This is a genomic window from Amycolatopsis sp. NPDC024027 (genome assembly GCF_040638975.1).
In the GTDB taxonomy this organism is placed as follows: Bacteria; Actinomycetota; Actinomycetes; order Mycobacteriales; family Pseudonocardiaceae; genus Amycolatopsis.
In genome coordinates this window covers 429,971-444,903 of the sequence record NZ_JBEZYY010000002.1, presented here as the reverse complement: position 1 = coordinate 444,903, position 14,933 = coordinate 429,971, and the positions used below count along the sequence as shown (strand labels likewise).

At 71.1% G+C, this 14,933-nt stretch carries 16 protein-coding genes; 9 read left to right on the top strand and 7 right to left on the bottom strand.

From position 1 onward, the window contains the following. The first annotated feature begins 73 nt into the window (after window positions 1–73). A complete protein-coding gene (locus tag AB0F52_RS07005; RefSeq protein ID WP_360165497.1) occupies window positions 74–811 on the top strand; it encodes an SDR family oxidoreductase in 738 nt (245 codons plus the stop codon). On the opposite strand, the gene AB0F52_RS07000 is transcribed toward AB0F52_RS07005, so the two are convergent. From AB0F52_RS07000 to AB0F52_RS06975, 6 genes are all read right to left on the bottom strand, one after another. Beyond that, window positions 808–1,545, bottom strand: a complete 738-nt coding sequence (locus tag AB0F52_RS07000) for a TetR/AcrR family transcriptional regulator (RefSeq protein WP_103340261.1) — start codon at window positions 1,543–1,545, stop codon at window positions 808–810. The two genes, AB0F52_RS07005 and AB0F52_RS07000, sit on opposite strands and share 4 nt — an antisense overlap. A 72-nt stretch (window positions 1,546–1,617) precedes the next feature. Continuing rightward, window positions 1,618–2,241, bottom strand: coding sequence for a DUF3558 domain-containing protein (locus AB0F52_RS06995; RefSeq protein WP_360165493.1), 624 nt, complete (start codon window positions 2,239–2,241; stop codon window positions 1,618–1,620). Beyond that, entirely contained in the window at window positions 2,238–2,639 is a 402-nt protein-coding gene (locus AB0F52_RS06990; RefSeq protein ID WP_360165490.1) for a hypothetical protein, read from the bottom strand. The genes AB0F52_RS06995 and AB0F52_RS06990 overlap by 4 nt, the downstream gene beginning before the upstream one ends. Continuing rightward, window positions 2,636–3,379, bottom strand: coding sequence for an ESX secretion-associated protein EspG (locus AB0F52_RS06985; RefSeq protein ID WP_360165487.1), 744 nt, complete (start codon window positions 3,377–3,379; stop codon window positions 2,636–2,638). Before AB0F52_RS06985 ends, AB0F52_RS06990 begins: the two co-directional genes overlap by 4 nt. Next, window positions 3,376–4,761 (bottom strand): hypothetical protein, encoded by a 1,386-nt coding sequence (locus AB0F52_RS06980; protein WP_360165484.1) that lies wholly within the window; start codon window positions 4,759–4,761, stop codon window positions 3,376–3,378. The genes AB0F52_RS06985 and AB0F52_RS06980 overlap by 4 nt, the downstream gene beginning before the upstream one ends. Window positions 4,762–4,821: 60 nt before the next feature. Continuing rightward, window positions 4,822–5,202 carry a hypothetical protein gene (locus AB0F52_RS06975; protein ID WP_360165481.1) on the bottom strand — a complete coding sequence of 127 codons (381 nt, stop codon included), beginning with the start codon at window positions 5,200–5,202 and terminating at the stop codon, window positions 4,822–4,824. A gap of 150 nt (window positions 5,203–5,352) precedes the next feature. Here AB0F52_RS06975 and AB0F52_RS06970 point away from each other — a divergent pair, with 150 nt between their 5' ends. The 8 genes from AB0F52_RS06970 (at window position 5,353) to AB0F52_RS06935 (ending at window position 14,087) form a co-directional block, all read left to right on the top strand. Beyond that, on the top strand, window positions 5,353–5,877 hold the full coding sequence (locus AB0F52_RS06970) for a YbaB/EbfC family nucleoid-associated protein (RefSeq protein ID WP_360165478.1): 525 nt from the start codon (window positions 5,353–5,355) through the stop codon (window positions 5,875–5,877). 23 nt (window positions 5,878–5,900) lie between these two features. Next, window positions 5,901–6,215: a hypothetical protein gene (locus AB0F52_RS06965; RefSeq protein ID WP_360165475.1), complete on the top strand. Its 315-nt coding sequence runs from the start codon at window positions 5,901–5,903 to the stop codon at window positions 6,213–6,215. 3 nt (window positions 6,216–6,218) lie between these two features. After that, a complete protein-coding gene (locus AB0F52_RS06960) occupies window positions 6,219–7,376 on the top strand; it encodes a hypothetical protein (protein ID WP_360165472.1) in 1,158 nt (385 codons plus the stop codon). Next, complete coding sequence (locus AB0F52_RS06955) at window positions 7,373–8,464, top strand: hypothetical protein (RefSeq protein WP_360165469.1); 1,092 nt, start codon at window positions 7,373–7,375, stop codon at window positions 8,462–8,464. Before AB0F52_RS06960 ends, AB0F52_RS06955 begins: the two co-directional genes overlap by 4 nt. A 300-nt stretch (window positions 8,465–8,764) precedes the next feature. After that, window positions 8,765–9,634: a ribokinase gene (locus tag AB0F52_RS06950; protein ID WP_360165466.1), complete on the top strand. Its 870-nt coding sequence runs from the start codon at window positions 8,765–8,767 to the stop codon at window positions 9,632–9,634. A gap of 28 nt (window positions 9,635–9,662) precedes the next feature. Continuing rightward, complete coding sequence (locus tag AB0F52_RS06945) at window positions 9,663–10,400, top strand: hypothetical protein (RefSeq protein WP_360165463.1); 738 nt, start codon at window positions 9,663–9,665, stop codon at window positions 10,398–10,400. Continuing rightward, window positions 10,393–12,120 carry a phosphoenolpyruvate--protein phosphotransferase gene (gene ptsP / locus AB0F52_RS06940; protein WP_360165460.1) on the top strand — a complete coding sequence of 576 codons (1,728 nt, stop codon included), beginning with the start codon at window positions 10,393–10,395 and terminating at the stop codon, window positions 12,118–12,120. The genes AB0F52_RS06945 and ptsP overlap by 8 nt, the downstream gene beginning before the upstream one ends. Before the next feature lie 518 nt (window positions 12,121–12,638). Then, window positions 12,639–14,087, top strand: coding sequence for an MFS transporter (locus AB0F52_RS06935; RefSeq protein WP_360165457.1), 1,449 nt, complete (start codon window positions 12,639–12,641; stop codon window positions 14,085–14,087). Between the two features lie 71 nt (window positions 14,088–14,158). Here AB0F52_RS06935 and AB0F52_RS06930 read toward each other — a convergent pair whose 3' ends face one another. Next, window positions 14,159–14,821 (bottom strand): DUF1707 domain-containing protein, encoded by a 663-nt coding sequence (locus AB0F52_RS06930; RefSeq protein WP_360165454.1) that lies wholly within the window; start codon window positions 14,819–14,821, stop codon window positions 14,159–14,161. Between the last annotated feature and the right edge of the window lie 112 nt (window positions 14,822–14,933).

Below are 14,933 nucleotides of genomic sequence, written 5' to 3'. Positions count from 1 at the left end.
GCCAGTAGTCGGCGGTCATCCTCGATTTGATTGAGCTGTCAACGAAAACGGCTCGATCGAAGGAGAACCGGGGATGACCCTCGACGGCAAGGTGGCACTGGTGACGGGCGGCAGCCGTGGCATCGGCGCGGCCACCGCACTGCGGCTCGCCGAGGACGGCGCGGACGTCGCGCTGACGTACCAGCACAACGGCGCACGGGCGGCCGAGGTGGTCGAGCAGATCAAGGGTCTCGGCCGTCGCGCCCTGGCGATCCAGGCGGATTCGGCCGACGCGGCCGCGGTGTCGGCGGCGGTTTCGGCGGCCGTCGCGGAGTTCGGCCGGCTGGACGTGCTGGTGAACAACGCGGGCGTCGGGTTCGTGGGCGCGTTCACCGAGACCGCGCTCGAGGACGTCGACCGCGTCCTGGCGGTGAACGTCCGCGGCGTGTTCGCGGCGACCCAGGCCGCGGCCGGTGTCCTGGCCGACGGCGGCCGCGTGATCACGATCGGCAGCTGCGTCACCGATCGCGTGCCCGGCCCGGGCATGGCGCTCTACGCGACCAGCAAGGCGGCGATGGTCGGCCTGACCAAGGCGCTGGCGCGCGAGCTGGGCCCGCGCGGCATCACGGTGAACCTGGTCCACCCGGGCCCGACGGACACGGACATGAACCCGGCCGATGGCCCGTACGCGGCGGACCAGCGCGCTCTTACGGCGTTCGACCGCTACGGAAGGCCGTCCGAGGTGGCCGCGGCGGTCGCTTACCTCGCTTCACCCGGCGCCGAGTACGTGACAGCGGCGGTGTTGTCCGTGGACGGCGGCCACGCGGCCTAACCGGAGTAGAGCCCGATCTCCCGAGCGAGATCGGCGAGCATCGCCTCGAACAGGACGTCCGGTTTGGACATCGGGATCGGGTAGTTGCCGAAGACCTCGAGCGTGACGTGCCCGTAGAGCCGGGCCCAGAACTGGATCATCAGGTACGTCACGCCGAGGTCGATCTTCTCCACCGGCACGCCCTGCTCGGACTCGACGAGCACGGTGACCAGCGACTCCTGGAACGTCTTCAGGTCATCCCGCAGCTCGTCGGGCACACCGCTCGCCGACGGCAAGACGATGTCGTGCCGGGCCAGCACCCGCCCGGCGGCGGCGAGGAAGATCCGCCCGAACGGCTCGTCGACCCGGCTCAGCGCACTCCCCGACGTCGACCCGACACCGCCGGTCGGCGAGGCGAAGACCAGGGTGAATTCCTTCGTGTGGGTGAGCGCCCACCGCCGGAAGCCCTTGCAGATGGCGAACAGCTGCAGCATCCCGTCGTCCGGCAGCTCGGCGATCTCCTCGGCGAGGTCGTCTGCCAGGTCGGCGCAGACGTCCAGCCGCAGGTTCTCGACGAGGTCGTCCCGGGACTCGTAGTACCGGTAGAGCGCGGGCGCGGTGATCCCGAGCTCCCGCGCGATGGCACGCAGGGTGACCGCCTCCGGCCCCTGCTCGACGAGCAGTTTCCGGGCGGTCCGCCGGATGTCCTGTTCGGTAGCCGCACGCGCGCGACCCCTCCGGGTGGGGTGGCTCATCCGAACAGTCTAGGTGGTTGGTACGACAGATTTTGCATTAACGCGAGGTCTGCCGTAACGAAAAGGTGCAGCTCAGGCCCGCGCCTTGAGGTTCGTCAGCACGGTGTCGGCGACCCCGCGCCCGAGCTGGCAGGCGTCCTTGCCGGCCTGGACGGCCGAGTCGCCGATGCTCAGCGAGACGGAGTACGCGAGGTCGTCGGCAACGCCGACGACGATCACGCAGGCACGGTTGTCCGTCGTTCCGGCGTCGACGTAACCCACCGCCGGATATCCCTGGATCGGCTGCAGGTCGTCCACCCACCGCTTGGCCTTCGGCTTCACGTTCTTGTAGGGGAGGCTCAGTCCTTGCCCGGACTTGGTGTCGTACCCGACCAGGATTCCGGCCGCCGTTCCCGACGCGCTGGCCCAGTCGCACGTGGGGCCGAGTTCGGTGTCGCTCGTTTTCGGGGCGGTCGGTTGCCCGAGGTACCCCGTGAGTTGTTCGGTCGTCAGAGCCGAGTCGCAGGGACTGCCTTCCAGTGCGGCCGCCGGCAGCGGGTTGCTCACCTTCGGTGCCCCGCTGTTCGGCAGTTCCGCGCTGCTGCTGGTCGTCGCGGGGCCGGCCGTGCCGTTCGTCGGGGTCTTGCCGGTGCACGACGTCAACAACGCGGTTCCCAAAGTGACTGTTGTGGCGGCCAGGAAAACGTGACGCCTCATTCGAGCGACCCCTTGATCGTCTTGGTCGAGTCTGCTGCTTGCTGATCCGCGGCCTGGGTGATGCCGAGTGCCTGCTGCAGTTTCTGGATCAACTCCGTGAGGTAGTTGAACTGGTAGTGCAGGTGGCCTTCGTAGTAAGCGCCCGCCTCGTTGATGCCGTTCGGTCCGTTCACCGCCGCTTGGCTGACCGGTTCTTCTGCCGGCGGTCGCGCTTGCATCAAGTACCGCGCCTTTCGCAACTGCTCGGCGAGTACTTCACGTTGAGTCTTGGCCTTCTCGAGCATCGCCCGCATCTCGTCGGAGCTCATCGCGAACCCCTGCCCGCCAGCCGGCTGCGATCCGCCGCTCGGCATGTCCGTCGCCCAGAAGCCGATCCCGCTGAACATCGAACCCGTCATCGTCCTCCCCCTAACCCGTTCAGGGTCGCGTACAGGACATCGGTCAGCGCACCCCGGGTCCCCGGCTGGAAGCTGACCATCCGCTCGCGCCCCGGGTACACGTACGTCAGCACCCGCCCGGTCCCGGCGACGTCCACCGCGGTGATCGGCGCGCTGCGGATCCCCCGTTGCACGGCGTAGCACTGGTGCAGCCCCGTCCGCCGCGCCGCCATCAGCCGGCGCGCCCAGGGCAACGGGTCCCGCCCCCGGTCGACGGTCGGGTCGTCGAGGTCGTACGAATCCTCGACCGCCCGGCCCGAGAACCGCGCCTCCGGAATCGACACCGCCGAAATCCGGGCGGGCGGTACCGGCGGCAGCACGTCCACCAGCGACTCCGCGAGCCTCGACGGTTCCACGGCGTCGATCCGGACTGTGTCGTCCTTCCGGATGAGCCGGAGCGCGTCGGGGCCGGCCGCGGACACGAGTACCGCGCCCGACTCGTCCGCTTCGATGTCGCCCAGCCACGCCGTGAACTGGCGGGCGCCCTTCGCCAGGACGCGCAGGACGTCGCGGAATTCGCGCGTCAACGTGCCGCCCGCGGCGAGCCGGAGCGAGGCCAGGACGTCGAGGACCTGCTCGTCGAGCCGCTTGCGGGTCTCGTCGCCGAGCCAGAGGTTGTCGGCGCCCAGGACCGCGGGCGGTGTGCCGTGCCGCTCCCACTCCCACGCCGTGAGCAGGGCGGCCTTGGGCAGGAAGATCACAGCCCGATCACCGGGGGCACCGTCCGCTCGTCGGAGCCACCGAAGATGCTCTCCGGATCCGCCTCCACCAAGTACGACGCGCGCTGGTGTTCGGCGTCCTCCTCGCCCTTGCCGCCCTTCGCGCCCTGGCCCATGCCGCCCATCCCGGGCGAGCCCGGCTTGCCCGCCGCGCCGCCGCGGATTTCGCCGGCCGCACCGGGACGTCCTTCGCCGGGGACGCCGGCTCCGGTCGCCGATCCCGGGCCGCGCGCACCCGATCCAGGACCGCTGCCTGCGCCGCTACCGCTTCCCGCGCCGGACGACGAGCCCGGCCCGAAACCGCCGCCACCGGGGCCGAAGCCCGGCCCGAAGCCGCCTCCGGGACCCGAGCCGGGGCCGAACCCGCCCGGTCCCGTCCCCGGTGGCTGGTAGCCCGGCGGGTACTGCGTCGACGGCGGCACGTAGCTCTGGGCCCGGACGCTGTCGTCGACGCCGGTCGTGTGCACGCCCGGCGGCGCGACGTGCCCTGGCGGAGTCACCTGCCCCGGCGGGGGTGGTGGCTGGACGACCGGCGGGTGCACGGCCGGCGGCGGCTGCACCTGGGTCCCGATCGACCGGTCGTCGTCGCCACCGGTCTCGGTCCGCTTGCGCGGTGGCGGCTCGACCGGCTTCTTCGGGTCCTGCACCTTGAAGTCGCCGCCGTTGTACGCGCCGAGCTGGCCGTAGTCGATCGTGCGGGCCGCGGTGTTCGAGCTGGACTGCTGCGAATACGCGGTGTACCGCTCGACGTTCTCCTGGGCCTTCTGGTTGTACCGGTTGATCTTGTCTTCGGTGTCGGTGTCCCACGGCGTCGCGACGTCCCAGGCGCTGCGCGTCGGCGGCTGGTCGGTGACGTCCGGGTGCAGCGCGTTCTTCAGCTGGTGGAACTGCTCGATCTGCGCCTGGGCCAGCGTCGAGTTGCGATCCAGGGTGGTGGACGCCGAGGTGGCCGACGCCGTCAACGGCTGGAGCCGCTCCCGGGCCGCGTCCGACGCGCCGCCGGTCCACGCGGATTCGAGACCGGCGGTCAGTTCGCGCGTGTCCTGCTCGAGCCGGCGCTGGTAGGCAGACTGGTCGACGCCTGCCTGGTAAACGTCCTGCAGCGACTGGGTGCCGGGACCGTTCTGCACGGCCTGGACCAACTGACCGGGTGACAGGCCGGAAGCCTGCGGGTTCGCCGCCCCGGTGCCGGTTTGCGAGCCGACGTAGGCCCCCGCGACCGCGCCGGGCAGCCCGCCCGCGAGCAGGCCGACGCCCGCGCCGGTCAGGACGTTGCCGAGCCGCTCACCGCCCGACTGGACGGCGTGCGCGATTTCGGACCCGACGTGCTGGGCAGCGTCGAGCATGTCGCCGAACAACCCCACCGAACAGCGCTCCCCTCGCGTTCGATCTCCCCTCTTGCGTCACGGACGATACTCCACTCGTTACCGGCTGTGTGACGAATCGGCCGGATCGGGCACGCGCACCTGCCACCGGGTCAGCGGCCGCAGCAGCCACATGCCCACGACGGACATGCCGAGCGCGCAGAAGAAGTGCACGGTCCACGCCCCGATCAGCGATGGGCCGCCCCACGACCCGGCCGCGCCTTCTTCGGTCCAGAAGAACCCGAAGGTCGTGATCCGGCCGACGAGGTACCAGACCAGCAAGGCGACCGGGAAAGCCGCGATTGCGGCGAGGAGGCCGCCCTTCTTCGGTTCGGCGTCCAGCCACCGCCGCGCCAGTCGCTTGCGTGCCTTCGGGCCGGCCAGGTAGGCGGGCAGTGCGAGGGCGGCATAGATCGTCCGCTTCCAGTCGGAGATGCTCATGGCTGGCTACGCTACGAACCGTTGACCAGCACGAACACCAGGATTGCCACCTGGTCGAGGTGGGGAAAACCGGAACTCCCCCGAAACTGTCGGACCGATATGCCACACTCGGTCGCCGTACGGTTACTGACGTGAACAGGGGAGGTTCGCGTGTCGAATCCTGAGCAGCTGATCGCGGGCTTCGAAGCCCGGATGGCGGAGTCCCAGCGGAAAGCCGATCGGATGGTCGGCGAGATCGAAGCGGTCTCGGTTTCCGAGCGCAGCAAAGACGGCCAGATCGGGGTGAAGGTCGACCACGCCGGCAACCTCGTCGGCCTGGAGATCGGCCTGAGCGTGCGGGACAGGCCGGACCTCGCCGAGGAGATCCTCCGCACCGTCAAGTCCGCCCAGAGCAAGCTCGCCGGGGCGATGCGGGCCGGCGTCACCGATCCGGTCGGGCCCGAGGTGATGAACCAGCTGGTCAGCCGGCTCGAGCAGGCGTTCCCGGCGCCCGAACCGGAAGGGTTCGCCCCGCCGGCGGCTGCGCCCCGCAGCGAGGGTGACCGGTTCGTGCCGGAAGAGGAGCGGCCGCCGCCCGCGGCGCCGAAACCGCCGGAACCGCCGCGCGCGCCGCGCCCGCCGTCCGACGACGGCCGCGACGACGACTACTTCAGCGACGGCGACTACCTGCGCTGAAGCGCGGGCGAGGGAGGGGAACCATGGCCGGACCAGGCGGCCCGGGCTTCGCGGTCGACCCGCAGGAGCTGCGGAAACACCGCGAAAACATCGAGGCGATCACCGACCGGATCGACAAGTGCAAGGAAGCCGCCCGCGCGACCGAGCACCCCGAAGCGTTCGGCCTGCTCGGCATCCCGCTCGCGGCGATCTGCGCCCTCGCCCAGCAGGTGGCGGAGATCGCGATCGAATCGGCGTCGACGTCGTCCTACGACCATTCGGCCCGCATCCAGCTGTGGCAGCAGCTGAAGGAAGCCGACGAGACGGAGTTCAAGGACCTCTTCAAGGTGGAGGACTGAGCGGTGGCCGAAAACCCGTTGATCAAGACGGACGCGGCGGACGACCGCAGCGCCCTCGAAGGCGCCGGCCTCTTCCAGGACTTCTGGGACGCGGGCACCGCCGTCGCCGACGGCAACTGGACCGAAGGCCTGGTGAACGCCGCGTTCGGTGCCGGCGATATCGCGGAACTCGTCGCGGACCCGATCGGGACACTCGCTTCGGCCGCCGTCGGCTGGGCGATGGAGTTCTTCCCGTGGCTGCGCGAGCCGCTCGACTGGCTCACCGGCGACCAGACGGCCCTGGAGAACATGGTCGGGACCTGGGAGAACGTCGGCAAGGAACTGGAGAAGATCAGCACCGACCTCCAGGACACCGTCAAGAAGGACAGCGCCGCCTGGGAAGGCGCCTCGGCAGACGCCTACCGCGCCTTCGCCGAAGACCGTGCAGCGACGTATGCGGGCGTGGCGACCGGGGCCAACGCGATCGCGAAGCTGGTCGACATCTGCAAAACGATTTTGAGCGTGGTGCGCTCGATCGTGCGAGACCTGATTTCCGAATGCGTCGGCAAGCTCGTCAGCATCGCCTGCCGGTTCCCGGGCCCCGCCCTGCCGGTGGGCATGGCCACCGAGGGCACCGCGGAAGCCGTCAAGACCGGCAGCAAGTGCATGGAGTGGATCAAGAAGCTGCTGAAGGCCTTCAAGAAGGCGCAGGAGCTGTTCCACCGCATCAGCGACATCTTCCGGCGGGTCAAGGGCGCCCTGAAGCGCGGCGCGGAAAGCCTGCCCGGCCCGCTCAAGAAGGTCGGCAAGCTGATCAGGGACGAACCGCGCGACACAAGGACGTTCCTCGAAAAGGTCAAGGACGAACGGCCTGACCGGAAGCGGTGGAAGAAGATCGTCTCGGCGGACAAGCCACTCGGGGAGAACCTCGAGAACGTCGGCAAGGAGTTCCGCGGCGACGTCCGGAAGGAGTTCGGCGAGAAGTTCGGGGAGGACTTCGGCAAGGAGGTCTGGGACGACGCCAAGAAGGAATGGCGCAAGGAGTCCCGGAAGAAGAAGGCCGAAGGGCTCGACGACTGGGCAGACGGGGAGGACGACGATGCCCCGGAGAAGGAGACCACCGTTCAGCCGCCGGTCTTCGAACAGCCGGGCACGCAGCGGATTTCGGGGTCGATCGAGTGACCGGGCCGCAGGGCGATCGATTCGTCGTTTCGCGGACCGACGGGCCGCACTGGATCCTCGCCGGCGTGCTCCTGTGCGTGGCCGGCGGATTCCTCTGGATGGCGTTGGCGGCCACGCCACAGGGCCCTCGCGTGCCCGGGTGGGTCTTCGGCGGAAGCTTCGGACTGCTGGGGCTGAACCTGGTCTTCCGGTCGCTGAAGAAGCCGGTCCGGAACGAGCTCGTCATCGAGCCCGCCGGGATCTCCCGGGTGGTCGGCGGAGTCGCGTGGGCACTGCGATGGGATGAACTCCGGGCGGCTTCGGTCGTCAAGGGCACCCAGAAGGGCGCCCGTCACCAGGTCGTGCTCAGCCCGGCGGACGACCGGTTCGAAAGCCGCAGCCGGAGCCTCGTCCGCATCGGCGACGGCGGCTTCCTGGTGGCCGGGCTCGAGCTGTACGAGACAGAAGTCCCGCGCGTACGGGAGCTGCTGGCCAAGCACGTCGGCGTCACGCCCGAACGGGTTCCCGACGCTCAAGTTCCCGTGCCACCGCCACCGGTGCGGGCGACGGTGCCGGAGTGGGTGCCGCCGCCGGTCGAGCCGTCCGGTTCCGTCACGATCCACGTCAACGGCTGGAACCGGGTGCTGCTCCGCTGGGTGCGGTTCTTCGCCCTCATGATCGAGGTGGGGCTCGGCGCGGTGATCGAGTTCGGGCCGCGGAACGGGATCCGCACCGCGTGCCTCGTCGTGTTCATCGCCGTCTTCGCCGGCATGTCCTGGTGGACGGTCCTCGAACAACAAAGCCGTTCCCGGAAGTCGCGGGTCCTTCTGGAGCTTTCGGCCGCCGGCCTCCGGTGGACGACGTACTACCGGAAGTTCACCGTCTCCTGGCCGGAGATCGCGGAGCTGAGGCTGCCTTCCGGGCTCCTCGAGTTCCGGCCCGCCGCCGTCGACTTCCCGCTCGACCGTCCGGACCTCGACCACCTGCGGCTGGGTGACGGCTGGTACCGGCTGCCACGCACCCTGAGCGCGACGGCGGTGAAGCAATTCGAAGCGCAGATCCGCGGCGTCTTGCCGGCGGGCGTCCCCCTGGCGCTCGGTCAGGGGTGACGGGGGCGCCGCCGACGCCGATCACTCGGGGGGCTACGTGATCGGCGCCGGCGACCCGATGCCCTGCCCGGCTCGCGCCGGTTGGGGCAACGTCATCACGTCTCCGCGATGACGCACCAGGAGAGCGGGACCGGGGCCACCAAGTGACGGCCGGGGGACTGACATCCCCCGATCGAGTGACGGCCTTCCGCTGCTCGCATGATTGTCGCACTCAGCCCCGGATAAGTTACAAAAACCTTCACTTTCTCCTTGCTTGCCGGTGCTGACCTGGTCCGGACCGGTTTCTGGCACAGTGCGGGTATGAACTCCGACGTCCTCGTTGTGGGATCCGCCAATGCCGACCTCGTCGTCGCGGTGGATCGGCGGCCGGGCGGTGGGGAGACGGTGCTGGGTGGCGACACCGTGCTCTCGCCGGGCGGAAAGGGCGCCAACACGGCGGTCGCGGCGGGCCGGCTCGGCGCGGACGTCGCGCTGCTCGGCGCCGTCGGCGACGATCCCTACGGCAGGCTGCTGCTCGATTCGCTCCGCGCCGCCGGCGTCGACACCGGGCTCGTGCGCACCAGCGAGCGGCCGACCGGCATCGCCTACATCACCGTCACCCCGGACGGCGAGAACTCGATCCTCGTCTCCCCCGGCGCCAACTCCGGCCTGGAGCCCGCCGACGTCGATGCCGTCTTCGACGGGGTGGAGGTCGTGGTCCTCTCGCTGGAGGTGCCGCTGCCGACCGTCGAGCACGCCGTCGCGCGGGCCGCCGAAAAAGGGGTGCGGGTACTGCTGAACCTGTCACCGGCGGCGAAGCTCTCCCCGGAGACCCTGGCCAGGCTCGACGTCCTGCTGGTCAACGAGCACGAGGCCGAGTGGCTCACCGGACCCGGCGCGGACTTCCGGAAGCTGCTCGACCTCGGGCCGCGGGCGGCCGTCGTCACGCTCGGCGCGGCCGGCGCGGTCGTCGTCGAAGCCGGGTCGGTGAGCCGGGTGGAGTCGCCGAAGGTCGAGGCCGTGGACACCACGGGAGCTGGGGACGCCTTCGCCGGTGCGCTCGCCGCGTCGCTCGCCGACGGTGCCGACCTGGTCGTCGCGGCGAAGCGAGCCGTGCGCGTCGCGGCGTTCAGCGTGACGCGGCCCGGCGCGCAGCCGTCCTACCCCACCGCCGCCGACCTGGGGGAATGATCACCCGCGTCGCCGTGTTGCACGTCACATGGGCGACTCGTTCGACTCGGCCTGGTGGCGCGGCTACGCGGCTCAGCTGCGGGCGATCGCGGACGCACGCCGTCCCGACCGGCTCGCGATCATGCCGCTCGACGAAACCCTCAAGGCGCTCGGCAAGCAGACCGAGCTCGACGAAGGCGTCTACGACGTGCCGCTGGAGGGGGTCGTCGGCACGGTCGCCCGCGCCGGGGACTTCGACCGCGAGTTCCGCCCCCGCAACCGCGCGCTGCGCGACCGCTGGGAGCACCTGACGCGGACGTCGGCGGACCTGCCGCCGGTGCGGCTCGTGCGGCTCTCCGACATGTTCTTCGTCGAGGACGGCCACCACCGCGTCGGCATCGCCCGGGCGCGCGGCGTCCGGACCATCCGCGCTCGGGTCCGCTGGATCAGCACGGTCGCGTGCGCGCTGCGCTGCCTGACGCTCGCCGACCTGCCGTCGAAGACCGCCGAGCGCATGTTCCTCGAGCGCGTGCCGCTGCCGGACGACGTCCGCCTCGGGCTGTGGCTCGACGACCCGGCCGACTGGTTCCGGCTCGCCGACTCGGCCGAGGCCTGGGGTTTCCGCCGTATGCTGGCCGGACGGCCCGTCCACAGCCGCGACGAATTGGCCGACTCCTGGTGGCGCGAGGAGGTCCGGCCGGTGCTCGACCAGGTACGGCACCGCGGTTTGTGCCCGCCACCACGAGATATCCAGGCGTACCTGAGTTATGGTCTAGACCATGCCTGAGTTTGCTGCCGTCCCCGCTGAGTCCGATGCCGCCTCCGCGGAGAGGAGTGCGTCGGCAGAGTCCGATGCCGCCTCCGCGGGGAGGAGCGCGTCGGAGGGGTCCCTGAGCGGGGTCGCCGTCAGCCCCGGCCGCGCGAGTGGTCCCGTCGTCCGCGTCGCGGAGCCGCTCGGCGAGCCCGCCGCGACCCCCGCCCCGGCCGACCCGGCCGCCGAGGCCGCCCGGATCGCGCCCGCGGCCGCGACCGTCGCCGGCCGGCTGGAGAAACAGGCCGAGACCGCCACCGGCGAGGCCGCGACCATCCTCATCACCACCGCGGCGATGGCGGCCGACCCGGCGCTCACGGCCCAGGCCGAAACGCTGGTCAAGACGCAGGGCCTGCCCGCCGCGCGCGCCGTCTATCAGGCCGCCGAAGGCTTCGCCGAAGCGCTGGCCGCAGCCGGTGGGTACATGGCGGAGCGCGTCCGCGACGTGCGCGACGTGCGCGACCGGCTGATCGCCGAACTGCTCGGCATCGCGCCGCCGGGGGTGCCCGAGCTGGCGTCGCCGAGCGTCCTGGTCGCCCGCGACCTCGCCCCGGCCGACACCGCCGGCCTCGACCCGGCGAAGGTGCTCGCCCTGGTCACCGAAGAGGGCGGCCCCACCAGTCACACCGCGATCCTCGCGCGGGCGCTGGGCATCCCGGCCGTCGTCGCGGTGCGCGGGCTGCTCGCACTGGACGCGCAAGCGCTTGCGGTCGACGGCGACACGGGCACGGTCGAGATCGCCGACCCGTCGGCCCCGGTCGTCGCGGCAACGGTGGCCCAGCTCGCCGAGTGGAACGGCACGGGCGCGACCGCCGACGGTCACCGCGTGAAGGTCTACGGCAACGTCGGCTCCCCGGCCGACGCCCAGGCCGCGGCCGAAGCGGGTGCCGAAGGAGTCGGCCTGTTCCGCACCGAGTTCTGCTACCTGGACGCCTCGGACGAGCCCTCGGTCGCCGACCAGCGCGCGGCGTACACGGCGGTGCTTTCGCCGTTCCGCGGCAAGCCGGTGATCGTGCGAACCCTCGACGCGGGCGCCGACAAGCCCCTGGCGTTCCTGTCCCCGGAAGCCGAGCCGAACCCGGCGCTCGGCGTCCGCGGCCTACGCGTGGCGTTCGACCGCTCGGAGGTGCTGGACCGCCAGCTCGAGGCCATCGCGGGCGCGGCCGAAGATTCCGGCGCCGAGGTCTCGGTGATGGCCCCGATGGTGGCCACGGTCGAGGAAGCGGCCTGGTTCGCTTCGCGGGTGAGGGCCGCGGGCATCGCCCGGGCGGGCGTGATGATCGAGATCCCGGCGGCGGCACTGAGCGCCCGCGAGATCCTGGAGGCGGTGGACTTCGTCTCGGTGGGCACGAACGACCTGGCCCAGTACACGTTCGCGGCGGACCGCCAGCTGGGCGCGGTGGCCAAGCTCAACGACCCGTGGCAGCCGGCTCTCTTGCGCCTGCTGAAGCTGATCGGCGACGCGGCCAAGGCCACGGGCAAACCGGCCGGCGTCTGCGGCGAAGCGGCGGCCGACCCGCGCCTGGCCCTGGTCCTGGCGGGCTTGGGCCTGACCAGCCTGTCGATGAACGCCCCGGCAGTCCGCGCGGTGGGAGCCAGCCTGGCGGCGACGTCCCTCGCGGAGTGCGAAGCCCTGGCGGAAGCAACCCTGGCCACGTCGGACCCGACATCAGCCCGCGCGGCGGCGCGCCCCTGAGGAGCTGGGACTGACGGCCCGGGTCGGGCCTTGGCTCGCCTGGGCCGGCGCTGATTGGCTTGGCAGGGCCGGCTTGGCCGCGCTCGGATCGCTGCGGTTTGCTCGGCGCTCCCGCTTTGTCCGGGCTGGGCCCCTGCGAGGCGGTTCGCCGGGTTGGGCCGCTGTGGCTCGCTCGGCGCCGCCAGTCCCTTTGCCGGGATCGCCGGGCTTGTCCTCTCACCCGGCTCGGTCGTTTCGCTCCAGCGCGAATCATGCCTCCGCTGCGGGGGCGCCCCCCACTTTCAGTCTATCGGTCATCACCGACAGTGCCGACCTGTGCGAACCTGGAAGAGCGTGGTTGTCCACAATTATCGAGGGGTGTGGACAACCCGCCTCGACTTCACGAAGGCCGTCCCGAGAGCTCCGGGACGGCCTTCGCTGTGTTCGATCCGAAAAGATTCCGGGCCGTTGTCGATCCCGTCCGTGGCCGCTCGACGAAGGGGTGAGAAGCGAAGCACCCGAGTCGAGAGGACCTCACCATGACCGCCACCATCTCCGGCCCGGCCGAAGCGGCCCCGGCCGAAACCGGCCCGGCGGCCGACGGGCCGGCGCGAGCCGTCCGGGCTGGGCGTCGGGAGTGGGTTGGGCTGGCCGTGCTGGCGCTGCCCACCCTGCTCGTCTCGCTCGATGTCTTCGTCCTCGTGCTCGTCCTGCCGAAACTCGCCACCAGCCTGCACGCCGATGGCACCGAACAGCTCTGGATCATGGACACCTACGGCTTCATGGTCGCCGGGTTCATGGTCACCATGGGGACCCTCGGCGATCGGATCGGCCGCCGGAAGCTGTTGCTCGCCGGGGCCGCCGCCTTCGGGGCCGCCTCCGTTCTCGCCGCCTTCTCCACCAGTGCCGGGATGCTCATCGCCGCTCGGGCGGCGCTCGGGATCGCCGGGGCCACGCTCGGTCCCTCGACCCTCTCGCTCATCGGCACCATGTTCGAAAACCCGCGGCAGCGGGCCGAAGCCATCGGGATCTGGGCCGGCTGCTTCACCGTCGGTGCGATCGTCGGGCCGATGGTCGGCGGCTTCATGCTCGAACACTTCTGGTGGGGCTCGGTGTTCCTGCTCGGCGTCCCCGCCATGGTCCTGCTCCTCGTCATCGGCCCGAAGCTGCTGCCGGAGTACCGGGACGAGACCGCCGGGCGCCTCGACCTGCCGAGCGTCGCCCTCTCCCTCGCCGCGATCCTGCCCGCCGTCTACGGCGTCAAGGAACTCGCGCGCGATGGCGTCCACCCCACCGCCGTGCTCGCTCTCGGTGCCGGCCTGGTCATCGGGTACGTCTTCGTGAAGCGGCAGCGCGCCCTCGCCGACCCGCTCATCGACTTCAGCCTGTTCGCCGCGAAGGCGTTCCGCACCACCCTCGGCGGGATGCTGCTGTTCAGCATGCTCGGCGGCACCACCATGCTGTTCGTCGCGCAGTTCTTCCAGCTCGCGCAGCACCTGTCGCCGGTCGGGGCCGCGCTGGGGCTGCTGCCCGGGATGGCCGGCTCGACCGTCAGCTTCCTCGCCGCTCCCGTCCTCGCCCGCCGGGTCCGGCCCGGTGCGCTGATCGCCGGCGGCGTTGCGCTCGCCGCGTCCGGCATGGCGATTCTCGCCCTCGTCGAGCCCGCGGCCGGACCGGTGTGGCCGGCCCTCGGGTTCGCCGTGACGTCGCTGGGTGTCGGGCCGATGGTCGCGCTGGGCACCGACCTCGTCGTCGGCTCGGTCCCGGTGCGGAAGGCGGGCGCCGCCGCTTCGCTGGCCCAGACCGTCAACGAGTTCGGCTACTCCTTCGGCCTCGCCACCGTCGGCACGCTCGGCAACGCCGTCGCCCGCTCCTACGGCCTCCCGGCCGGGCTGCACGTCGCCGCCGGGCTGGCCGCCGTCGCCTTCGCCGTGCTGGTCTGGTTCGTCGCCCGGCACCTGCGGTCGATCCGGTCGCCGGCCGCCTGACGAGCGAAGGCCTCCCCACCCGATGCCTGGGTGGGGAGGCCTTCTTGACGCCGGGGGCAGAGGGGCCCCGGCTAGCCGAAGAGGCCGCGCCGCGGGTGCCGGATGACCAGCGATCCGCCGTGCACGCGGCCGCTCAGCACGTACCGGGGGTTGCCCATCCGGCCGTTGCTGCGCGTCTTGTCCTCCATCGCGCCGAACTTGACGTCGCTGATCGAATTCAGGTCCACCGCCGCGTGCTCCGGGATGATGATCTCGACCGAGCCCCACTTGGCGTCCAGCTCGATGTGCACCACCGGCGACTGCACCTGGGCCTCGGTGAAGTCGAGCTTCGTCGAGCCGTACTTGTTGCGCACGACCAGCTCGGACGGCACCACCCACGGCCCGCCGCGGTGCAGCGACGAATACTTCGCGTTCAGCTCGAAGCGCTGTCCGGTCGAGTAGCCGCCGTAGCCCACCGGAGGCGCGTACGACGGCGCGGCCGTGAGGGCCGCGGCCGGGTGGTAGAGGCCGGCCAGGTCGGCCAGCACGGCGTTCAGCTCGCCGCGTGTCCTCGACGCCAGCGCGCGGTCGGTGCGCTCGGTGAACTCGTCGAGGTCGAGCATGCCGCGGCCGATCGCCTTCTGCAGCACGCCGACGACGTGCTCGCGCTCGTCGTCGGACACCCGGAGATCGCGCTCGCTCAACGGCTTGGTCTCGGTCACCGGTTCCGCCGTCGTGGTCTCTTCCTCACCCATGTCCACGATGGTAGAACCGGATTCCACCAGGGAGATCGGGGGAAAACCCTGAACGGACCCGTAGTCCGCGCAGGCGTCGCCATCACGGCCGCGGTCCTGCTGTCCGCGTGCA

Bases quoted from the DNA above. Each gene is read 5' to 3' on its own strand.
- AB0F52_RS07005 (WP_360165497.1), top strand. From the start codon at position 74: ATGACCCTCGACGGCAAGGTGGCACTGGTGACGGGCGGCAGCCGTGGC.
- AB0F52_RS07000 (WP_103340261.1), bottom strand. From the start codon at position 1,545: ATGAGCCACCCCACCCGGAGGGGTCGCGCGCGTGCGGCTACCGAACAG.
- AB0F52_RS06995 (WP_360165493.1), bottom strand. From the start codon at position 2,241: ATGAGGCGTCACGTTTTCCTGGCCGCCACAACAGTCACTTTGGGAACC.
- AB0F52_RS06990 (WP_360165490.1), bottom strand. From the start codon at position 2,639: ATGACGGGTTCGATGTTCAGCGGGATCGGCTTCTGGGCGACGGACATG.
- AB0F52_RS06975 (WP_360165481.1), bottom strand. From the start codon at position 5,202: ATGAGCATCTCCGACTGGAAGCGGACGATCTATGCCGCCCTCGCACTG.
- AB0F52_RS06965 (WP_360165475.1), top strand. From the start codon at position 5,901: ATGGCCGGACCAGGCGGCCCGGGCTTCGCGGTCGACCCGCAGGAGCTG.
- AB0F52_RS06950 (WP_360165466.1), top strand. From the start codon at position 8,765: ATGAACTCCGACGTCCTCGTTGTGGGATCCGCCAATGCCGACCTCGTC.
- AB0F52_RS06945 (WP_360165463.1), top strand. From the start codon at position 9,663: ATGGGCGACTCGTTCGACTCGGCCTGGTGGCGCGGCTACGCGGCTCAG.
- ptsP (WP_360165460.1), top strand. From the start codon at position 10,393: ATGCCTGAGTTTGCTGCCGTCCCCGCTGAGTCCGATGCCGCCTCCGCG.
- AB0F52_RS06935 (WP_360165457.1), top strand. From the start codon at position 12,639: ATGACCGCCACCATCTCCGGCCCGGCCGAAGCGGCCCCGGCCGAAACC.
- AB0F52_RS06930 (WP_360165454.1), bottom strand. From the start codon at position 14,821: ATGGGTGAGGAAGAGACCACGACGGCGGAACCGGTGACCGAGACCAAG.